Source organism: Alicyclobacillus pomorum DSM 14955 (assembly GCF_000472905.1).
GTDB classification, from domain to species: domain Bacteria; phylum Bacillota; class Bacilli; order Alicyclobacillales; family Alicyclobacillaceae; genus Alicyclobacillus_A; species Alicyclobacillus_A pomorum.
This window is the reverse complement of the sequence record NZ_AXAR01000004.1, coordinates 225,943-243,678: the sequence shown is the minus strand read 5'-3', so window position 1 is coordinate 243,678 and position 17,736 is coordinate 225,943. Positions and strand designations below refer to the sequence as shown.

14 protein-coding genes, 1 tRNA gene and 1 pseudogene are annotated in these 17,736 nt (G+C 47.4%); 12 read left to right on the top strand and 4 right to left on the bottom strand.

Features of this window, described 5'->3' with window-relative positions:
* Nucleotides 1-363 precede the first annotated feature (363 nt).
* The 3 genes from YWK_RS0106245 (at nucleotide 364) to YWK_RS0106235 (ending at nucleotide 2,724) form a co-directional block, all read left to right on the top strand.
* Nucleotides 364-903, top strand: coding sequence for an RNA polymerase sigma factor (locus YWK_RS0106245; protein ID WP_051375238.1), 540 nt, complete (start codon nucleotides 364-366; stop codon nucleotides 901-903).
* The gene (locus YWK_RS0106240) at nucleotides 878-2,026 is read left to right on the top strand and encodes a hypothetical protein (RefSeq protein WP_026964120.1); all 1,149 of its coding nucleotides are present in this window, start codon (nucleotides 878-880) and stop codon (nucleotides 2,024-2,026) included. The genes YWK_RS0106245 and YWK_RS0106240 overlap by 26 nt, the downstream gene beginning before the upstream one ends.
* A 242-nt stretch (nucleotides 2,027-2,268) precedes the next feature.
* Nucleotides 2,269-2,724, top strand: a complete 456-nt coding sequence (locus tag YWK_RS0106235) for a GNAT family N-acetyltransferase (RefSeq protein ID WP_026964119.1) — start codon at nucleotides 2,269-2,271, stop codon at nucleotides 2,722-2,724.
* 833 nt (nucleotides 2,725-3,557) lie between these two features.
* Here the strand turns inward: YWK_RS0106235 and YWK_RS0106230 are convergent.
* Nucleotides 3,558-4,457: a PhzF family phenazine biosynthesis protein gene (locus YWK_RS0106230; RefSeq protein ID WP_026964118.1), complete on the bottom strand. Its 900-nt coding sequence runs from the start codon at nucleotides 4,455-4,457 to the stop codon at nucleotides 3,558-3,560.
* 119 nt (nucleotides 4,458-4,576) lie between these two features.
* Between YWK_RS0106230 and YWK_RS0106225 the strand changes: the two genes are divergently transcribed.
* The 4 genes from YWK_RS0106225 to YWK_RS21815 all read left to right on the top strand — a co-directional run bounded on the left by YWK_RS0106225 (nucleotide 4,577) and on the right by YWK_RS21815 (nucleotide 9,241).
* Nucleotides 4,577-5,458 (top strand): LysR family transcriptional regulator, encoded by an 882-nt coding sequence (locus YWK_RS0106225; RefSeq protein WP_026964117.1) that lies wholly within the window; start codon nucleotides 4,577-4,579, stop codon nucleotides 5,456-5,458.
* 927 nt (nucleotides 5,459-6,385) lie between these two features.
* Nucleotides 6,386-7,225, top strand: a complete 840-nt coding sequence (locus tag YWK_RS20835) for a reverse transcriptase N-terminal domain-containing protein (RefSeq protein WP_051375236.1) — start codon at nucleotides 6,386-6,388, stop codon at nucleotides 7,223-7,225.
* Entirely contained in the window at nucleotides 7,171-7,917 is a 747-nt protein-coding gene (locus YWK_RS22635) for a group II intron maturase-specific domain-containing protein (protein WP_156909048.1), read from the top strand. The genes YWK_RS20835 and YWK_RS22635 overlap by 55 nt, the downstream gene beginning before the upstream one ends.
* A gap of 1,227 nt (nucleotides 7,918-9,144) precedes the next feature.
* A tRNA-Ser gene (locus tag YWK_RS21815) sits at nucleotides 9,145-9,241 on the top strand.
* Nucleotides 9,242-9,348: 107 nt separating this feature from the next.
* Here YWK_RS21815 and YWK_RS18590 read toward each other — a convergent pair.
* Nucleotides 9,349-10,035: a site-specific integrase gene (locus YWK_RS18590; protein WP_051375232.1), complete on the bottom strand. Its 687-nt coding sequence runs from the start codon at nucleotides 10,033-10,035 to the stop codon at nucleotides 9,349-9,351.
* A gap of 373 nt (nucleotides 10,036-10,408) precedes the next feature.
* On the opposite strand from YWK_RS18590, the pseudogene YWK_RS18585 reads away from it, so the two are divergent.
* Nucleotides 10,409-10,870 (top strand): annotated as a pseudogene (locus YWK_RS18585) (hypothetical protein); the annotation flags it as partial.
* Nucleotides 10,871-10,897: 27 nt separating this feature from the next.
* Nucleotides 10,898-11,035, top strand: a complete 138-nt coding sequence (locus YWK_RS22830; RefSeq protein ID WP_415782781.1) for an Ig-like domain-containing protein — start codon at nucleotides 10,898-10,900, stop codon at nucleotides 11,033-11,035.
* Between the two features lie 241 nt (nucleotides 11,036-11,276).
* Here the strand turns inward: YWK_RS22830 and YWK_RS0106200 are convergent, their stop codons facing one another.
* Nucleotides 11,277-12,428: a citrate/2-methylcitrate synthase gene (locus tag YWK_RS0106200; RefSeq protein ID WP_051375230.1), complete on the bottom strand. Its 1,152-nt coding sequence runs from the start codon at nucleotides 12,426-12,428 to the stop codon at nucleotides 11,277-11,279.
* Nucleotides 12,429-14,030: 1,602 nt separating this feature from the next.
* Between YWK_RS0106200 and YWK_RS21810 the strand changes: the two genes are divergently transcribed.
* Nucleotides 14,031-14,183, top strand: a complete 153-nt coding sequence (locus YWK_RS21810) for a hypothetical protein (RefSeq protein WP_156909047.1) — start codon at nucleotides 14,031-14,033, stop codon at nucleotides 14,181-14,183.
* 289 nt (nucleotides 14,184-14,472) lie between these two features.
* Nucleotides 14,473-14,832, top strand: a complete 360-nt coding sequence (locus tag YWK_RS0106190; RefSeq protein WP_026964114.1) for a cupredoxin domain-containing protein — start codon at nucleotides 14,473-14,475, stop codon at nucleotides 14,830-14,832.
* Nucleotides 14,833-15,504: 672 nt separating this feature from the next.
* Here YWK_RS0106190 and YWK_RS0106185 read toward each other — a convergent pair.
* Complete coding sequence (locus YWK_RS0106185; protein ID WP_026964113.1) at nucleotides 15,505-16,272, bottom strand: DeoR/GlpR family DNA-binding transcription regulator; 768 nt, start codon at nucleotides 16,270-16,272, stop codon at nucleotides 15,505-15,507.
* Nucleotides 16,273-16,725: 453 nt separating this feature from the next.
* Between YWK_RS0106185 and pdxA the strand changes: the two genes are divergently transcribed.
* Nucleotides 16,726-17,730: a 4-hydroxythreonine-4-phosphate dehydrogenase PdxA gene (pdxA, locus tag YWK_RS0106180; protein ID WP_026964112.1), complete on the top strand. Its 1,005-nt coding sequence runs from the start codon at nucleotides 16,726-16,728 to the stop codon at nucleotides 17,728-17,730.
* The last annotated feature ends 6 nt before the right edge of the window (nucleotides 17,731-17,736 follow it).

Here is a 17,736-nt window from a genome sequence, read left to right as displayed (position 1 = left end):
ATGGCCAAGGTTACAGGTAACCAGGCGTTACTGGCCCCGACTTCGGTTCTGCATAAATGATGTATGTCACGTAGTAGAGGCACTCAACAAATTTACACCACTTGACGGGACACTACCTCCGTTTTGGACGAGAAATTATCAAATTAACAGTGAATGTCGGATTTCGCTGACATGTTAAACACGGTTTGAACATCAGAATATCAGTCAATGGGGAACTACGCTGGGCAGGATATTTGCAGACTCCTGTCCTAATTTGTGTTTAGTGCGTAAAGCGGAAATTTTTAAATAAAGCAGAAAATATCTGCGATGTATGTGCGACTTATACGTCTAAATAAATGAGCGGGTAAAGGTGGTGAAATCTAATTGAGTGAACAGCTAACAGCACAAGAAGCGATACAGTCGCTTTACGAGCTGTACTCCAATGACATATATCGATACGCGAAACTTACGCTAGGTAATTCGTCGGACGCCTACGATGTGGTCCAAGAGGTATTCTTAAGGGCATTTCGTTCGTGGAACAACTACCGACAGGATGCAAACGCCAAAACGTGGCTGATGAGTATTGCTCGAAATCATATTGTTGATTTATTTCGCAAGAAGCGGACTGAAAGGCACTTTCTGTCGTTATATGAACCACAAGAAGTTAGTAACGAGTCCACTTCTGCCGAAGCGATATTAGAAGTTGAAGAGGCATTGTCCAAGTTAAAGGAAACTTATCGTCAGGTTATTGTGTTGCGACATATTGAAAACCTGTCCATGCAGGAAACGGCACACATTTTAGGGTGGTCAGCAACAAAGGTACGAACGACAACCCACCGAGCGATGACTAAGCTCCGTGAAATATTGGGGTCTAATTCTGAGGAGGTGAAATTTCACAATGACATCGGAACGCGACATCCTTGAAAAGCTGTCTGTAGTATCAAACATTCGAATGTCATCTCAAAAACAACAAGAGATCTGGAACAACATTCAACAAGAGATAAGTCAGACAAAGGTAATTCAGACCAAAAAAAATAAACTGAAACGATATTCGAATATCTTCGCAGGTGGTTCAGCCGTAGTTGCAGCGATTGCCATTGTAGCAGGTTTGTATACTTTCAAAGGGAACACAGTCAGTAATCAATTCGGTGGCGTCCCCAAATCTAAGACTGCAAATGAGACTAGTAATACGACTGCACAGACACCATTGTCCAGTTCTTCAAACGATACGAACGCAAGCAATGGGACCAACTCGTCCGCACCTTCGAATGGTTCCAATTCATCGACAACGAATCAGACAACAAACAACACGGCTCCAACGAGTTCTCCGAAAACAGATGGACTTCAATTTGCAAATTACGTGGCGCAGGCAATGGGTCAGGTTAAGCAGGCAACAAAGGTTCCTTTTCTCTTTGCCCCCACTGAGCCTACCTTTCATCCAGATGCGCAATTCATTGGAGTGAAAGAATTTGCATCCAATTGGGACTACAATGTTAGGTTGTTCTCCACGCCTACCTCAGTACCTTTGAATGATTCCAGTCTTAATCAATTACCTGCATCTTCATTTGTTGGCATGTTTGGCGGAACATATTATTCGAGCCACGATCAAGCAATGAACAACCTTAATACAGAGTTCCATGTCATAAAGGTTCAGAACGCTGGCACCATAGACGGGTTTATGAAGCAATACACGACTGGCAAAACATACAACACTGGTGATCCGACGAATTACGAATTCCCTCAGAATGTCATTGAGTGGCGGGAAGGAAAATGGACGATTGATGTATTTGGCGCCCCTTCGCTCGACTTCATAAACGAAGCGAAGCAAGTGAACACCTTTTTACTATCTCATGCCTTGCCTCCAACCGATGGGCGCATACTGATTAATCCCAATCTAACTGGCAATCCAGTTACACAAATTGGTTGGGTATTTGGAAATACATTATACGAATGTGAGTTCCCCTCGATGACGATGGCCCAAATATTGAATGCACTGCAGATGGCAGTCTCGATGCGAGAGTATGATAGCTACAGGGTCACGCCATAGTCAAACGAGATTTGCAACGAGTGCGGGTCTTTTCATTAGTCGAAGGATGGGAAGCACACTACATGTTTCCCCTTTTTCTTAGCGACACGAGGTGGTTGCTTGAGCCAGTTCTTCTTGCACTTATGGGCAGAAGTGTGCAAAGCGATGCTAGAACGAAATTCAATAGATGAAACAGTGTCCAATTAGGTACGTGGATCGATCAGGGGGGAAACGTGGAATTTAGCATGATGGAGGAATTGTTTATGGATATTAGACTGGATGATTTAACGTACTTGAAGGTGATTGAGTTGGTGAGGGAGCATCTTCAGGGTATGGCACTAAATTCCCCGCCAGAAAGTATACATGCGCTAGGTCTTGTAGCATTGCGAAAACCCGAAATCACATTCTGGAGTGCATGGGACGGAGATGAACTCGTTGGGTGCGGAGCACTCAAGGAACTGAATAATCAGCATGGGGAGGTCAAATCGATGCGTACTTCCTCGTTACATTTGAGAAAGGGTGTCGCAAAGCAAGTCCTACAACACATAATTGATGAAGCCAAACGTCGTGGCTATCGGCGATTGAGTTTAGAAACCGGCTCACAGGCAGCCTTCGAGCCCGCCAGAAAACTGTACTCAAATTTTGGGTTCCAATTGTGCGATCCTTTTTCTGATTATATTGAAGATCCCAACAGCGTGTTCATGACATTGGAATTGTGATTATCGTTAAGGATCTGGGCAATCGAACATCAGCTATCTGGTTTAAGCGATGGTGTTGATTTAGGGGTTTAGGGGTTGCAAGACACGACATACGCTCCCTTATTGCGTTAATGGGTTGCGACTTGCAAGTTGTCGATAATCATATGGCGAAAACCCATCCGCTCTGAACTGCGAGCGCGAACCTACCGTGACGTAGGATGGTGGTAACGCCGTCTTGCGGAGCTCACGGGACAATGTAGCCGCGTCCGATAGAGTGACTCGGGCAGGAGCTAGGTTGCAGGTGCATGGTGAACGAAAGTGAACCCTTCATAAACCGCGTTATGCAAGACAAGCGAAACACTCTGAGACGCTTGAGCCAAAAGGCATGTAGTCGGGGTCAGCACTCCCGTTTTGCTGATTCGCAGTTCCAAGCGCTACCGCGGGACTCGGGGCACCTAAACACCTGATTATGGGGTTATCGGCGAAACAAGGTAAGCCCCACGGGGTCTGTCCGAAAACACGGACAGTAAGTGGATCAAGCGCAAGCGAGTGAAGCCGAACTCCCTAGGGGGTAGAGGAACGGGCAAAAAGCGAATGCCATCCTGTAATGGGATGGATAGGGACGGTGGCAACACCATGAATGTCCTGACGCGAAAGCGTGCAGACTTGCCCAAGGTCATCTAGCTGGGAATCTCGTAGCACGAGACGAATGGAGTGACCTGTTATGAACCGAAAAGAATGTTTGCTGCTAACCAATCAGGAATTGTGGATTTGCGAATAGAACCTCGGATCGTGTAACCGAGGTTCTTTGGCTGTGACCTCACAACATTTTCTATCTTTAGCATGATAAGTGGTCAATCCAACTGAAGCTGGCCAGTCACTGTGATCACTGCCGCACCGCCTACGCGGATTTCAGGTGAATCCCCAGGGACTATATCCACGAAGACCATCCCAGGACGTCCCATTGAGTCTCCCTGCGCGATGCGTAACGAATGTCTTTGTTCGGAATTCAGTATTCCTTCCAGAACGAGATATCCAGCCAGAGCGCCATTTGCCGCACCTGTAACCGGATCCTCCGGGATGCCCACTGCAGGGCCGAAGTCACGGGTGTAAATATCGTATGGCTCTCCTTCTTGGGAGAATGTAAACAGATGCGTAGTCACTGCCTGTTGCTTCGCATTCATCTCGGCTAATTCGGTGAGATGAGGTTGCGCAGCATCTATGGCGGCGCGTGAAGCAACGGGGACGAGCAAGTGCCAGTTTCCCGTATAACCAAGTCGAATTGGATAGTTCGATTCGATGTCGGAAACGTTGATCCCGACGATACCGGCGATTTCCTCGGGGCTCACTTCAGTATTCCTAACGCGTGGAGCGACTTGGCGCATGAAGACGTTGTCCACATCACCTTCTTGATTGAATACCCATTCCACTGCAACAACACCCACGTTCGTATGAAAGGAAATTCCGGATACGCGTGTCTTCCAACCATATTCAGTTGCCAGCACCCATGAAGCGCCTACAGTTGCATGGCCGCAAAAGTCAATTTCGGATTTCGGGGTAAAGTACCGGATCCGATAGTCCCCTCTACGTTGATCCGGAGTCAAGAACGCTGTTTCAGACAGGTTGAGTTCCCGGGCGATATTTTGCATATCGTCGTCCGTTAGACCCGTCGCATCTGGGACGACCCCTGCTGGATTTCCGCCAAATCTTTGGTTGGTAAAGGCATCCACATGATAAACCAGAACCTCTCTCATTTGGCACATCTCCTCACACCGATTTTCAATCCCAGTCTAATCAAACAAAATATTCGTGTAAAATGAATGAAAATGATTATTGTCATCATGATTTATGATTTGAAGTTGAGGGATGCGAAATGGATATCAACGCCTTCAAGGTGTTTCGTACTGTCGCAGTTGAAGGAAGTGTAACCAAAGCCGCCAGACGCTTGAGCTACGTACAGTCGAATGTGACAGCTCGAATTCAACAATTGGAAAAGGAATTAGGTGTCCCCCTGTTTTATCGAGAGCATCGGAAGATGACCTTGACTCCCGCAGGACAGACGCTGCTTCCATATGCAAACCAGTTACTGAAAATTCTGCATGAAGCGACAACGGCTGTCCTGGATTCGTCTGTCCCACACAGTCCGCTGTCCATTGGTGCGATGGAATCAACAGCTGCCGTCCGACTGCCGGAGATTATTGCTCAATATCACCAACTACACCCTCAGGTGGAGCTACAAGTGCTGACGGCACCAACGGAAGTCCTAATTGAGGCGGTATTGGAGCGCGAGATCGAAGGAGGGTTCGTCGATGGCCCTGTCCATCATCCTGACCTTGTGGACGAACTGACATTCGAAGAGCGGTTGGTACTCGTGACGTCGCCTTCCGATGAACCATTTCGGTTGGAGGATGTTCTGAGCGAACCCCTCCTGATGCCCTTCAAACGCTGTGTCTACCTTGAGCGATGGCAGCGCTGGTTGAAGGAACAAGGTTATCGTCCCGCGAGAGTCATGGAATTTGGGACCCTTGATGGAATTTTCGGCTGTATTGAGAATGGCTTTGGAGTGACCGTGGTTCCTTATTCCGTCATCGCCGCTGTTGCAAACCAGAGGCGGGTTCGCCGTTTTCCGATTCCTGATCCGCATGGTGTTGTTCCAACGGTGTTCATACGGCGCAGAGATCTGTACGTCACAACTGCGTTGCGTACATTTATTGACTTTGCGCGTTCCTTGCTCAGTAAACTCAGTCAACGTTGAGTTGGTTATCAAAGGCTTAGAAAACGCCTTAAATGAGTTTGGAATATCCGCAGCAGAAAGGAACCCTTGGTTTTATCCGAGTATTAGAGAGTATGCCTGTTTGCTTGAGAAGCAGGGCTCTCGAGTCACTTATGTTCTCCATTTTGACCGTCCAACACTTCTCGAAGATGGAGAACGGGGCTTGGACCATTGGATAAATGCCGTCGTGGGACATTTTTTTGCATGGTCAACACGTTCCCATCTCTTTAGGGATGGTCAGTAGTTCGCTGACTATGAACGTCTACGAATTGTTGATGTAAAAATTGAACGGCATATATTTTGGAGTCTGGTCTTCTTGCACTTACGGGCTGCGACTTGAAAGTCGTCGGTAATCATGCGGTGCGAATCCGCCCGTCCAGAACTGCGGACGCGAACCTACCGTGACGTGGGACAGTGGTCGCGCTGTCTTGCGATAGCTCACGGGACAATGTAGCCACGCCAGATAAGGTGAATTCTGGCTGGAGCTAGGTTGAGAAGTGCACGGTGAACAACAGTGAACCCCATATAAACCGCGTTATGCAAGACAAGCGAAACACCATGACACGCTTGTGCCAAAAGGCAAGTAGCCGGAATCGTCACTCCCGTTTTGACGATTCGCAGTTCCGAGCGCTACCGCGGGACTCGGGGCACCTAAACACTTCAGAGATGGATTGTCGACGGAACAAGGTAAGCCCCATAGGGTCTGTCCGACTTTTGGACAGTAAGTGGAACGCGAGTGAAGCCGAACTCCCTAGGGGGTAGAGGAACGGGCAAAAAGCGAAGGCTGTCTTGTAATGAGACAGATAGGGGTGGCAGAAATGCCAATATGCCCTGACGTGAAAGCGTGCAGACTTGCCCAAGGTCATCCAGCCGGAAATCCTGCAGCATGAGACGAAAGGGTGGTCTGTTATGAACCGAAAAGCCGTCCAACAGGGCGAGTCAATAGGCCGCATCCGTAAGAACCTCCAAGAAATCCACGAAGATGAAATTATGCACGCATGGATGGAAGCTCAAACGGCCGACATCAACGAGAATGCAGACGACCAGTGGATAGACTGGAAGGAAATCGAACGCCACGTTCTCAGGTTACAGCGACAACTGGCCCACGCAGTCGAGCACAACAATCGAAAAGCTGTGCGTCATTACAAATGGCTTATCCGTTCGAGCTACCACACCAAACTTCTGGCCATTCGGCACGTGACACAAGAAAATCGCGGGCGTCGTACACCAGGAGTAGATGGACTGACTTACACCACGTCCGAAAGACGGCGTGAGTTAGCCAATCTAGTCAATCTCCGCAATCGACCGCTGCCGGTACGACGCGTGTATATCCGCAAGAAGAACGGAAAACTCAGACCGCTAGGTATACCTTCTATTCACGACAGGGTATGTCAGGCCATTCACAAGATGGCTATGGAACCAGAATGGGATATTCAGTTTTCACCCAATACGTATGGATTCCGACCCGAGCGGTCAACATGGGACGCCATGAGTCAGGTATTCGCTAACCTCTGCAAAGCAGGTTCCGCGCAGTGGATTATTGAGGGCGACATCCGTGGCTATTTTGACAACGTAGACCATACGAAACTCTTGGCCAAACTGGCTCCAGAAGATCGTGTTTACGTGCGGCGTACCCCATCCTTGACCCGGAAGCGGGATTGCTTCCAAGCACTCGGGGCACGCCTCAGGGCGGATTGTTATCACCGCTGCTTGCAGTCATCGCCCTGCACGGGATGGAAGAGGAACTGAAACAAATAGCGCTGCGAATGAAGCTCGGAAGCGTCAACATCGTCACCTATGCGGATGATTTCATTGTCACGTGCAGAACTAAAGAGCAAGCAGAACAGCTTGTGCCCATCATCGCCGAGTGGCTCGCGGATAACGTTGGTGTCGAACTCAGCCTAGAGAAAACGCGAGTGACTCACATTAATGATGGGTTCGACTTCCTTGGCTTCCATGTCCGCAAGTATAAAGGAAAGTTGCTCATTAAGCCCGCAAAGGACAGAAAATTAGCCGTGCTGCGGAAGATTAAGAGCATCTTGGACTCGAACAAGCAGGCCAAAGCCTCTATGGTCATTCGGCTGCTCAACCCAATTATCCGAGGATGGGGCAACTACTACAGCACACAGGTCAGCAAGCGGGCGTTTGCCTACTGTGACCACCGAATCAACCAAATGCTGTGGAGATGGGCAAAGAGGCGACACCCGAAGAAGAGCGCACAGTGGATATACCAGAGGTACTTCCCCCGACAGGGTAGTAGAAACTGGGCTTTCTCGGATGGCGGATATACACTGGCCACCATGGCAGATGTGCGCATTATTCGCCACATTAAAATACAGGGAAGACGCTCTCCCCATCGCCCGAGTGACCAAGAATACTTTGAGGCACGGCAAGAGCAACTGCTGCTCAAACGATTGAACGGATTCCAGATGGTGTTATGAAAAGTATCGCTTGACCTATAGTTACGATACCCTCCCGAGCAATCCAGAACGTTTTCTCACACCTCAAGAGAGGATTGTGGATGGACGAGTGGTTTGGACGCAAGGGCATGTACCAAAGAATGAGGAACGACAAGAGTGCAGGATGGCTTGAGCTGCATAACGGGAAACTGTTACGTGCAGTTCTGAGGGGGCGAGGGCACCGCAAGGTGCCTGAGCTACCCGGCGGCAAGAGCGCAAGAAGAACTCACCTTCCAAACTGAATAAACATACAGAATGCGGTAAATTAGAACGTCGCTTTTTTCTGGATTTTTGACTTGCAGAAAAGATCCGATGATAGTTCCGGCTAAGTCGCGGTGTCATTCCAATCCACTGATGAAAAATCGCTGTGATTATAGAAGAGCCAATTAAATTATCGTATTAGAGCACGCAGATATGTTTTAGCTGTCCCTTGTGATAGCTGATTAACCACCGAAACATAATAGTTATTTAACGGAGAGAAAGGTCTAACCGTCATGAGGTCAGACTTAGCACTTTGAGCGTTCGGCAACATCGTTAACTGCTGGTCATTCATGAGCTGTATCGCCAGGAAGAGGATATGTACCGCAGGAGGATGCGGTGCATCGACGATCGGTCGTTAGTATCTCGCAACCCCATGTGCGTTATATGAGTTCGGGCAAAAGTGACAATCAGCGTGGTGGACGGGTAAGCAAGACTAGAGCGGTTGAAGGGATAGCTTTCATGAATGTTACATCCTGCAGGCGGCGGTTTAGGCTACTATCCAGAGTACTGGCCGACAAGGCCTACCAGAACCGGGAGAACCTGCGTTACTCTGCAAGGAACGTGGCATTCACTTAAGTGGACCGCCACTGGGCCGGCCCTCGAAGACGGAGCGAGTAGCACCGAGGAAGATAGATCCTCAATTTGGCGATGATTCGCAAGTCACGGGCTACAAACCGCAGTTTCTTCCCGATTACCTTGCGCTGTGCACGCGGGCTGACGCCGCCACTGCTTCGTTACCGTCAGATACGCCTTGTTGTGTAACTCAAGTTTCGATACGCCAAGGGATGCTGGCCGACGAGGATTTTGCCTAATGACTCAGTACATTGATCAAATGTGACCACTTCTTATCACTTCTAATCAAAGTTCTAATCAAACTACAGAGATGATTCGTGAACAATCACTAAAATGACCCCTAAAAGTACCGTAAAATAAGCTTTTTCAAAAAGGGGCGTAAAGGGCTAAAAGGGGCTAAAGAACCGGCCATAGGTCTTGAAAACCGCCGTAGTCGCAAGGCTACCGTGGGTTCGAATCCCACCCTCCGCCAGAGAAACCCTTATTTCATGCGGTTTTCCGAACTTTTTCGGATGGCTGCATGTTTTTGTATATCGCGTTTTGCACATCAATTGATCATCACTCTTTTCTATTTGTGTCTCACGAACCGAATATTGCAGATACAAACGCGTTTGCAGCCTGTCGTTGTTGGTTATCGTTGCTATGCACGTAAATGTCCATTGTGATGCTCGTCTGTGCATGTCCCAGTCGTTCGCAAACCACATTTATCGGCACCCCTTGGGCAATGAGAAGTGATGCGTGTGTATGCCTTAGGTCATGAAATCTGATGCGGGGTACGCCGGCCTCCTCAACACATTTGATCCATTGATTATCCATCGTACGATAGTAAATCGGACGTCCATCCTCGCGTGCAATCACAAAATCGTTATCTTGATACGCAGCCCCAAGTCTTAACTTCTCCTGCAGTTGCTGTCTACGATGCTTTTCCAATTTGTCTACGGTCGTAGGGTCAAGCGATATAGTGCGTTTGCTGCGCGTAGTTTTTGTCTCCTGCAACGTCGGTTTGCCAGCTACATACACAAGTGTCTGTCGTACAGTGAGTTTCTTGCCGTGAAAGTCAATGTCACGCCACTGTAAACCACATATTTCAGCCTTACGCATCCCAGTCATGGCAGCGAGATAGAAGACTATTCCGTAGCGATAATTATTCGCATGGTCGAGAAACTTCCTCAGTTGCGCAGGTGTCCAAATGGTTTTGTCTGTATCTGTTACCCGTGGCGGTGTTACAAGTTCCGTAACATTTCGCTGAACTTTACCCCATTTCAACGCTCTATCCAAGGCAGAGTGGAGCATATTATGGATATGCAGGATACTGCGGTTGCTCAGACGATTAGGCCCTACTTGGAGTTACTTGTAAAGGTGCTGTAAGTGTTCTGGTGCTAGTCACTCTAACTGCACATCACCGAGATGAGGGATCACGTGTTGGAGGACAAGCCACTTGTATTTGCGGTAGGTTTCCCAACGTACCTCCAATGCTTTGTCCATTAATCAGTCACGCATGTACTGTTCGACCGTAATTTTCCCAGACGGCAACTTCACCCCCATGTCCTTAGCGTTTTCAACCTCGCGAATGGCCCGTTTTGCTTCGCGTTCTGTGTCAAATGTGCCGAGCCACTTGTACTGCTTTTTCCATCCTGATGCGCCAAATACTACTCAGATTGAAAGTGGNGCCGGTGGAAATAGCGCAGCAGGAAATAATGCTGCCATTGATTCATCAAATACGCTTCAGCAACAGAGTGTTGGGGCTAAAGGGAGAGCGAGAAACCTCGGTATGAAAGGTCATCAATCTGAACCACACGACAAACATGGAAAATTGACAGATAATGAAGAGATCATGATTGTGATCAATAATCAGATCAATAGGACTGGAAAGAACACTTCCTCGGCGACTCAAGTCGCTAGCGGTGGTGGAACAGATAGCACAGGTGGAACGAATGCTGCAATTCAAAGTTCCAACACTAAACAGCAACATGCTGTAGGTGGAGATAAGTCGGGTCGTGCGTTAAATAAGGGGATGAACAATAAACAAAAGGAAACCCGACTGCAAGGAGTGCAGCCCCGTGTTGAAGTTGTTTGCGACAATATCGATTACCTGAGTTGACGTATCGCAATATGCCGCCATTGATTTATCGAATACGCTTCAGCCACAGGAACCTTCTCTGTGCCGATAATTAAGCAGAGGGCAGGGACAATATTGTTAGTTACAGCTACGGACTCATCAAATAATGTCAGCTCTGTAGCTAAGGTGATAGTGAAGATTAAATAGGCGGGCATGACCAATCCATGTAAGGTAATCAGAGCAGTGGTCAAAAGTGATCCCTGCTCGTTATTTTGCTGGAATATGAGACTCTAAGAGAGACACATCACGCAACACAGCCATCCGAACAGCATCGTAATCAACGGAGAAATCGAAGTTGACTAAGCGTCAGTTTGTACAGAGAACATAAATAATGGCAGTCGCTACCGACTGCCAATAGATGGTCCAACAAAACAGGACACTCTGATAATCAACGCTCATCTATCGGAATATACACCTTGTTTACCGGACCCGTATATTCTGCCCGTGGACGGATTAAGCGGTTATTTTCGTACTGTTCCAGTACATGAGCTGTCCATCCTGCAATGCGGCTACATGCAAAAATCGGTGTATAAAGATGTGGTGAAATGCCTAAAGAATAGTATAGGGAGGCGGAGTAAAAATCCACGTTTGGATATAACCCTTTTTTTAGCTTTACGAGCTTCTCAATAATTTGGGACATCTCGTACCACTTGGTGTCATTATTACGTTCTCCGGCTTCTTTGCTTAATTGACGCAAATGGGTTGCACGAGGATCTTCTGTTCGGTACACTCGATGGCCAAATCCCATGATCTTTCGTTTGTTCGCCAATTCACCATTGATCCACTCCTCAACTTTGCCAATGTCACCAATTGCAAGGAGCGTGCGAATCACTTGCTCATTTGCTCCACCATGCAGTGGGCCTTTCAGAGTCCCTATCGCTGAAGTAATTGCCGAGTATAGATCAGACAAGGTTCCCGCTGTCACACGCGCAGAAAATGTGGAGGCGTTGAGCTCGTGGTCAGCATGTAATATCAGTGCTATGTTAAAAGTATCCACTTCGAAGTCGGTCGGTTGAGAACCCTTCAACATATAAAGAAACGAAGCTGCGGCACTGAGGGATTCATCTGCAACAACCGGCTCTAAACCTTGCTGCAATCTGGCAAAAGTAGTGACAATCGTGGGAATTTGAGCCACCAAGCGTGTAGCTTGACGAATGTTCGCTTCTCTGGAACTGTCTCCAGCATCCGGATCGAACATACTTAAAAGAGATACTGTTGTCCGCAGAACATCCATTGCGTTAGCGTTCTTCGGCATGCGCCTAAGGAAATACGATACCTCTTCGGGTAATTTTCTTTGTGTTGCAATATTTTTAGTAAATTCTTCTAACTCTGTTCGTTTCGGAAGCCTGCCATACCAAAGAAGGTAAATAACCTCTTCAAAAGATGCATGTCCATCAATTAAATCGTTAATATCAATCCCCTGATAAATCAAGCGACCATTTGCACCATCAACGAAACAAATATTCGAAGTACTTGCTACTACGTCTTCCAACCCCGATGCAACCATCGACTTGTTATTTGAAATCGTAACTGAACTCATAAATGTGACACAGCCTTTCACTATAGTTTTGTTTCAGACATTACTAGACATAACTCTGAAAATTACTCGAACGTAGAATCACCCTTTAGCATGTTGTATATCGCCTAGCAATGAAAGCGCTATCTATCTGTAAACAGAGTATACAGTGTTATCAGATAATTGTCCCTTTATCTCGATATAACGTGATATATGCTGATGAAACGCGAATATAAACGATGAATGTAATACTCCAAACTCGCGAAAGGCTGCCTTCAGGCCCCTCACATCCTGAAAAACCATTCTACGTGTTAACGTCGGTCCTAACACGTCATTTTCATCTATCGCTAATAGGTTAGTTCCAACAAATTTTAATCTGATGTGCGGGGATGTTCGATGCAAAGAAAGCATTTAACGGATTACTTTTCTCTGTATCCCTTTGCGGAAATACGTTTTTGCAGTGTAAACACGTCATAAAATATGGAATAATCCGCGATCGCTTATGTAGCATGGATATTTTAACGATTTTACCACGATAAATGATTTACGAAAGTTTACCGCTTGGAGTTTTCCATCGGCATCTCATCGGCACGGGGGTTCCGGCGGGGGTGAGTCGGCAAACTCATGGGGGTATGGATTAATCAGCAACGCGAAGGGGGTAACTCAACAAAAGGAACCCTCCATTGCCTTTCGTAACTCATGCTGGGTAGCTCTACGTAACGCATAGTCGTCTGAATGGTACCGTGTGCGGGGAGTCTTGCTGCGTTCTGTATAGACATTCCTGCGTCAACGAGATTTTTACTAAACGCTGTAGCGAATGACAGAAAAAACCGCTCTCCGCAATTCCGCGTCATTCCACATCGCTCTAGGTATCCATCAGCCATACGCGAAATACCTCTAGATAATGGCGAGTTCCCAAGACCGCTTACACTCGTTATTCTCCGTATCCGCACAGAAGTCGATTTACTGCTCGATTATCTAGCCCTTTTGAAGCATTTGTAGCCTGTACTCGTTTCATCCGGGTCTTTAGGGCGGGATTACTAATGGTGTACCCTGCTTTTCCTTGGGTCCAGTATAGACAGGTGTTGTAATGTGTGGTCGCCGACCCCTCCTACGTCGACGACCGTGACGGCCACTCGCGCCGCCCTACCTAGACGGCAGTATACGTCATGATTTATGACGGTATGTGTCGGACTATGGTGTTTGAAAATTAAGAATTTAAAACTAACGATAATACAGTGTAACTCATTCGTTGTATTGCTTATTGATCAGCGGTAGAAATGTCTATCAGATACACGTACAACGAACGAACCGTGGAGTTCACCTGAAGGCAATTGTGGGTATCCTCGAAGACAGTCAGACCGGCCGAATCGGTGATGGCGCTACGACGTTTCTTTCGAAGTTGAAAGCGGAAGTGGAGTGGATCCGTAACTCTGCTAACGTCCTCCGGTAAGTATGTCCAATCCTCTCTCGTCTTGCGACGGAAGTGAAAAAGATCCTAGAACTACGGCCCCGTACGGATCAACTGGAGGTAGACGTACACAGTATAGCGAGTCATGCGGGTTCCTTGGATGTGGGTGTTCATGCCAAGCTGCTTGGTTAGCGGCACGGGTAGAGGCGCTACGTATGGAAGTCAAAGCGAAAGTGGAATTCGCCGATTTCAAGGATGCAGCAGAGTTCTTGGGACTTGACCTGATACAGATGGCTAACGACTCTGGAACAGCGAACCAGACAGGAAGAACCAGACAGGAAGTAGGGAATACGGTCACTTGGACGTAAGACACGAGGCGGCCTGTATCAATCCAGAGAGCAACTTGAACTGGGTACTCATGGTGACAATGTACTAAATGACCTTGTTAGTCGTGGTCGGTCGGTTGTTGTAGTTAAAGAACGGACGGTCGAAACTATACGAACAAGATGTGTCAGAGATATGCGGAGCAACTTTTAACCGGGAAGTACTCTTACAGGGCAAGCCGCTTCACTCCTCCGGAAGTGAGGTTTCTTGCTGCATAGGAATCACAACGAAGGATACGCTATCCGTGATCAACTCGTGGAGGAGACCTCACATATGAAGCAGATGATCAAGATGGCTGTGTCCGGAGCGATCACCCTGATGGTAAGTATGGCTCCCGCTCAAGCGGCGTCAAGGACGATTTCGGTTTCAATTACGGATCACGGGTTTGTTCCAAACCAAATCATTGCTTTGGTGAACCAGCCAGTGCAGGTTAAAGTCACCAACCAAGGGCATAAGGTTCATCAGTTTTCCATTCCGAACTTTCGAATCTACACAGAAAGATTAAGCCCGGGTCAGTCATCAACGGCCGGGTTTTCTCCGTGGACGACTGGCCGATTTCAAATGATGTCCGACCCCTCTGGGCAAGGAAAGGCAGAGTTTTCAGGGACGTTCATTGTAACGGATCAGAAGTAGTTAAGAACGGGAAGGGACGACCACTAAGGTCGTCAACCCTCAACATGACCAGGCTTTCAAGGGCATACGGAGTCGCCCGAAAGGTCATTCGCAACAAGATGCAACGAAAGTCATAGAGACACGTCAGCTAGGCGTTCCGTTTCGATGGAACGTCCTTTTTTGTTCTGATGTAGCACTGTTTATCGGACCGACTATTAGTGTAACAGAACAAAGCATTGAGAGGGGACATCCGCATTACGGGAGGTGAGCCGGCATTAGGACCTATACGCCATCATCCAGTGGTGTACTGATGCTGGCGTCTGGTAATGATGAATTACCCAGAGCCATGTATCGTGTGCAAACCGCGAATATTTTGTGTTTGACCTCGGGATGAAACAGGTGTTGTGATTGTGAGGTCGCCAACCCCTCCTACGTCGACGACCGTGACGGCCACGCACGCCGCCCTACCTAGGAGGCAGTATACGTCATCATTTGTGACGGTATGTGTCGAATAATGGTGTTAGAAAAGTGGGGTTTTTTAGCTGTGGGTGAGACGGCGTAATCAGGCGCTGCGCTGTCGGACGCCTAATTGGTTATGCGATGTGTAAGCTCAGGTTCGTGCCGCGTGGACCAGCACCTAGGTTTCCAGCGAATTACATTTAACCAAAAGGCCTGTTGATACATGGCCTCATACTAGTTCGTGATAACTTTGGTACCTGATTTTGTAACAAGGTGTTGCATGTCCTCACTCAAATTGCTGTCAGAAACCACGTAGTCGAAAGCAGTCAACGGGGCTATCGTGACGAATGATACACGACCAAATTTTGTGGAATCTGCAACAAGCGCTGATTGCAAACTATGTTCGATCATCGCCTGTTTAACTCCGACTTGCTCCATCCTTGTGCCCATCGCGCCATCTTTTATGGTAAGTCCATCACACCCAATAATGGCCAAGTCTGCATGTAGGGAACGTATCATCTGAACAGCAAATTGCCCTCCAACACTCGATGTTGAACCATCAACTTTACCGCCGCAAAAGTAGACATGAAATCGTTCTTGCTTGCACAACAAATCGGCAATATGTAAATCAGTAGTACAGATGGTGAGTTCTTTATGAAGTTCGGTACACATCAGTTTTGCAATTTCCAAAGTGGTGCTTCCTGCATCTAAGAATATTGAACTGCAAGGATGTAGAAGTCGCATACTGCTATTTGCAATGGACTGTTTTTTATCGACATTTGTCACAGACTTCATTTCAATCGTATCTGTATTCCACTTTTGTTCGGCCAAGATGGCCCCCCCGTGAACTCTTCGAGCCTTACCTTCCTGCTCTAACCACTCTAAATCACGTCGAATGGTCATGATGGACACGTTGAATCTCGAAGCGAGTTCACTCAAATGAACCTGGCCTTCGGAGTTAAGTATGCGGAAAATTTCTTTTCGGCGCTGGGCGGATAACATCTGAGTTACATCCTTTCACAAAATTACGGATCGTTACAGTTATATCATTGTACATAAGATGTGATTGAAAAACATCATAACATCATTTTTCAGCTGTGATTGGTTGAATTACGTGACGTGGCTATTCTGTTAGCTCAGCTTAATTGATATCAGAACGTATGTTTTGTGTTTGTGTCATATATTCGGATAACGACCATGAAACACCGGTTTGTGCCGCTCGAGAGGTTAAAGCAAAAGATTTGGACAGATGATGCCTACCGTCAGCATCTAGTTGCTATACGTTTTCTAGGGTCGGAGTCTTGACATAAATCAGAATATAACTAAAATAAACACAAACGAATAAAAGGTTACATATCATAACGCATGCCAGCACTGTTGCGCTTAATGTAGTGGAGTGGCTTGTTACACCATCACACGTGTAATTTTTAAATGATTTTATAGGAGTGGTTATGAATGGAACGTCCAGTTTTAGCACTGACCATGGGGGATCCAGCAGGTATCGGTCCGGAAATCGTCGTAAAGGCGATGCTTGACCAAGAAGTACACAATATGTCGCAATCATTCGTCATCGGGGATGTCAGTGTAGTCGAAGACGCACTTCAGTTCTCAGGACTGACAGCGAATATCCGTAAAATTACGGCCCCGTGGGAAGCACAGTATGAGTATGGAACCATCGATGTACTCGATCTCGGCTTAATGAATGTCGATGAATTACAGTACGGAAAAGTGCAGGCATCCTGCGGAGTGGCGGCATTCGGGTATATCAAAAAAGCCATTGAACTTGCGATGGACGGATCGGTGGATGCAGTTGTGACTGCACCCATCAATAAGGAATCCTTGAAGGCAGCACAGGTACCTTACATCGGCCACACCGAGATGTTTGCAGATTTAACGGGTGCTGCAGAGGAGATGACCATGTTCTCCATTCTGAACTTGAAAATCTTCTTCTTAACGCGCCATGTCTCCCTTGCTGAAGCATGCCGTCTAATCACCAAGGACAGAGTTTTGTCCGGTATTGAAAAGAGTATCAATGCATTAAAACAATTGGGTTTCGAAAATCCTCGATTGGCCGTTGCTGGACTTAATCCGCATGCAGGAGAAAACGGTTTGTTTGGTCGGGAAGAGATGGATGAGATTGTACCAGCAGTAATGGAAGCTACCTCACGAGGTCTAAACGTGGTTGGGCCAGTACCTGCGGATTCGGTATTTCACATGGCTCGCATTGGGCGTTTTGACGCAGTTCTTTCTCTTTATCATGATCAAGGGCATATCGCTGCCAAAATGATGGACTTTGAACGAACGGTCAGTGTAACACTCGGTTTACCCATTTTACGGACGAGTGTCGATCACGGCACGGCGTTTGACATCGCTGGTAAGGGAATTGCTAGCGCCGTGAGCATGATTGAGGCAGTTCGGGTAGGGGCAGAGTACGCTCGAAACGGCTTAAAACTCGGCTGATGTCCA

Excerpts from the sequence above, each read along its gene's own strand:
- YWK_RS0106230 (WP_026964118.1), bottom strand. The coding sequence starts at position 4,457 with ATGAGAGAGGTTCTGGTTTATCATGTGGATGCCTTTACCAACCAAAGA.
- YWK_RS21810 (WP_156909047.1), top strand. The coding sequence starts at position 14,031 with ATGGAAGTCAAAGCGAAAGTGGAATTCGCCGATTTCAAGGATGCAGCA.
- YWK_RS0106200 (WP_051375230.1), bottom strand. The coding sequence starts at position 12,428 with ATGAGTTCAGTTACGATTTCAAATAACAAGTCGATGGTTGCATCGGGG.
- YWK_RS0106235 (WP_026964119.1), top strand. The coding sequence starts at position 2,269 with ATGGATATTAGACTGGATGATTTAACGTACTTGAAGGTGATTGAGTTG.
- pdxA (WP_026964112.1), top strand. The coding sequence starts at position 16,726 with ATGGAACGTCCAGTTTTAGCACTGACCATGGGGGATCCAGCAGGTATC.
- YWK_RS20835 (WP_051375236.1), top strand. The coding sequence starts at position 6,386 with ATGAACCGAAAAGCCGTCCAACAGGGCGAGTCAATAGGCCGCATCCGT.
- YWK_RS0106225 (WP_026964117.1), top strand. The coding sequence starts at position 4,577 with ATGGATATCAACGCCTTCAAGGTGTTTCGTACTGTCGCAGTTGAAGGA.
- YWK_RS0106185 (WP_026964113.1), bottom strand. The coding sequence starts at position 16,272 with ATGTTATCCGCCCAGCGCCGAAAAGAAATTTTCCGCATACTTAACTCC.
- YWK_RS0106240 (WP_026964120.1), top strand. The coding sequence starts at position 878 with ATGACATCGGAACGCGACATCCTTGAAAAGCTGTCTGTAGTATCAAAC.
- YWK_RS0106190 (WP_026964114.1), top strand. The coding sequence starts at position 14,473 with ATGAAGCAGATGATCAAGATGGCTGTGTCCGGAGCGATCACCCTGATG.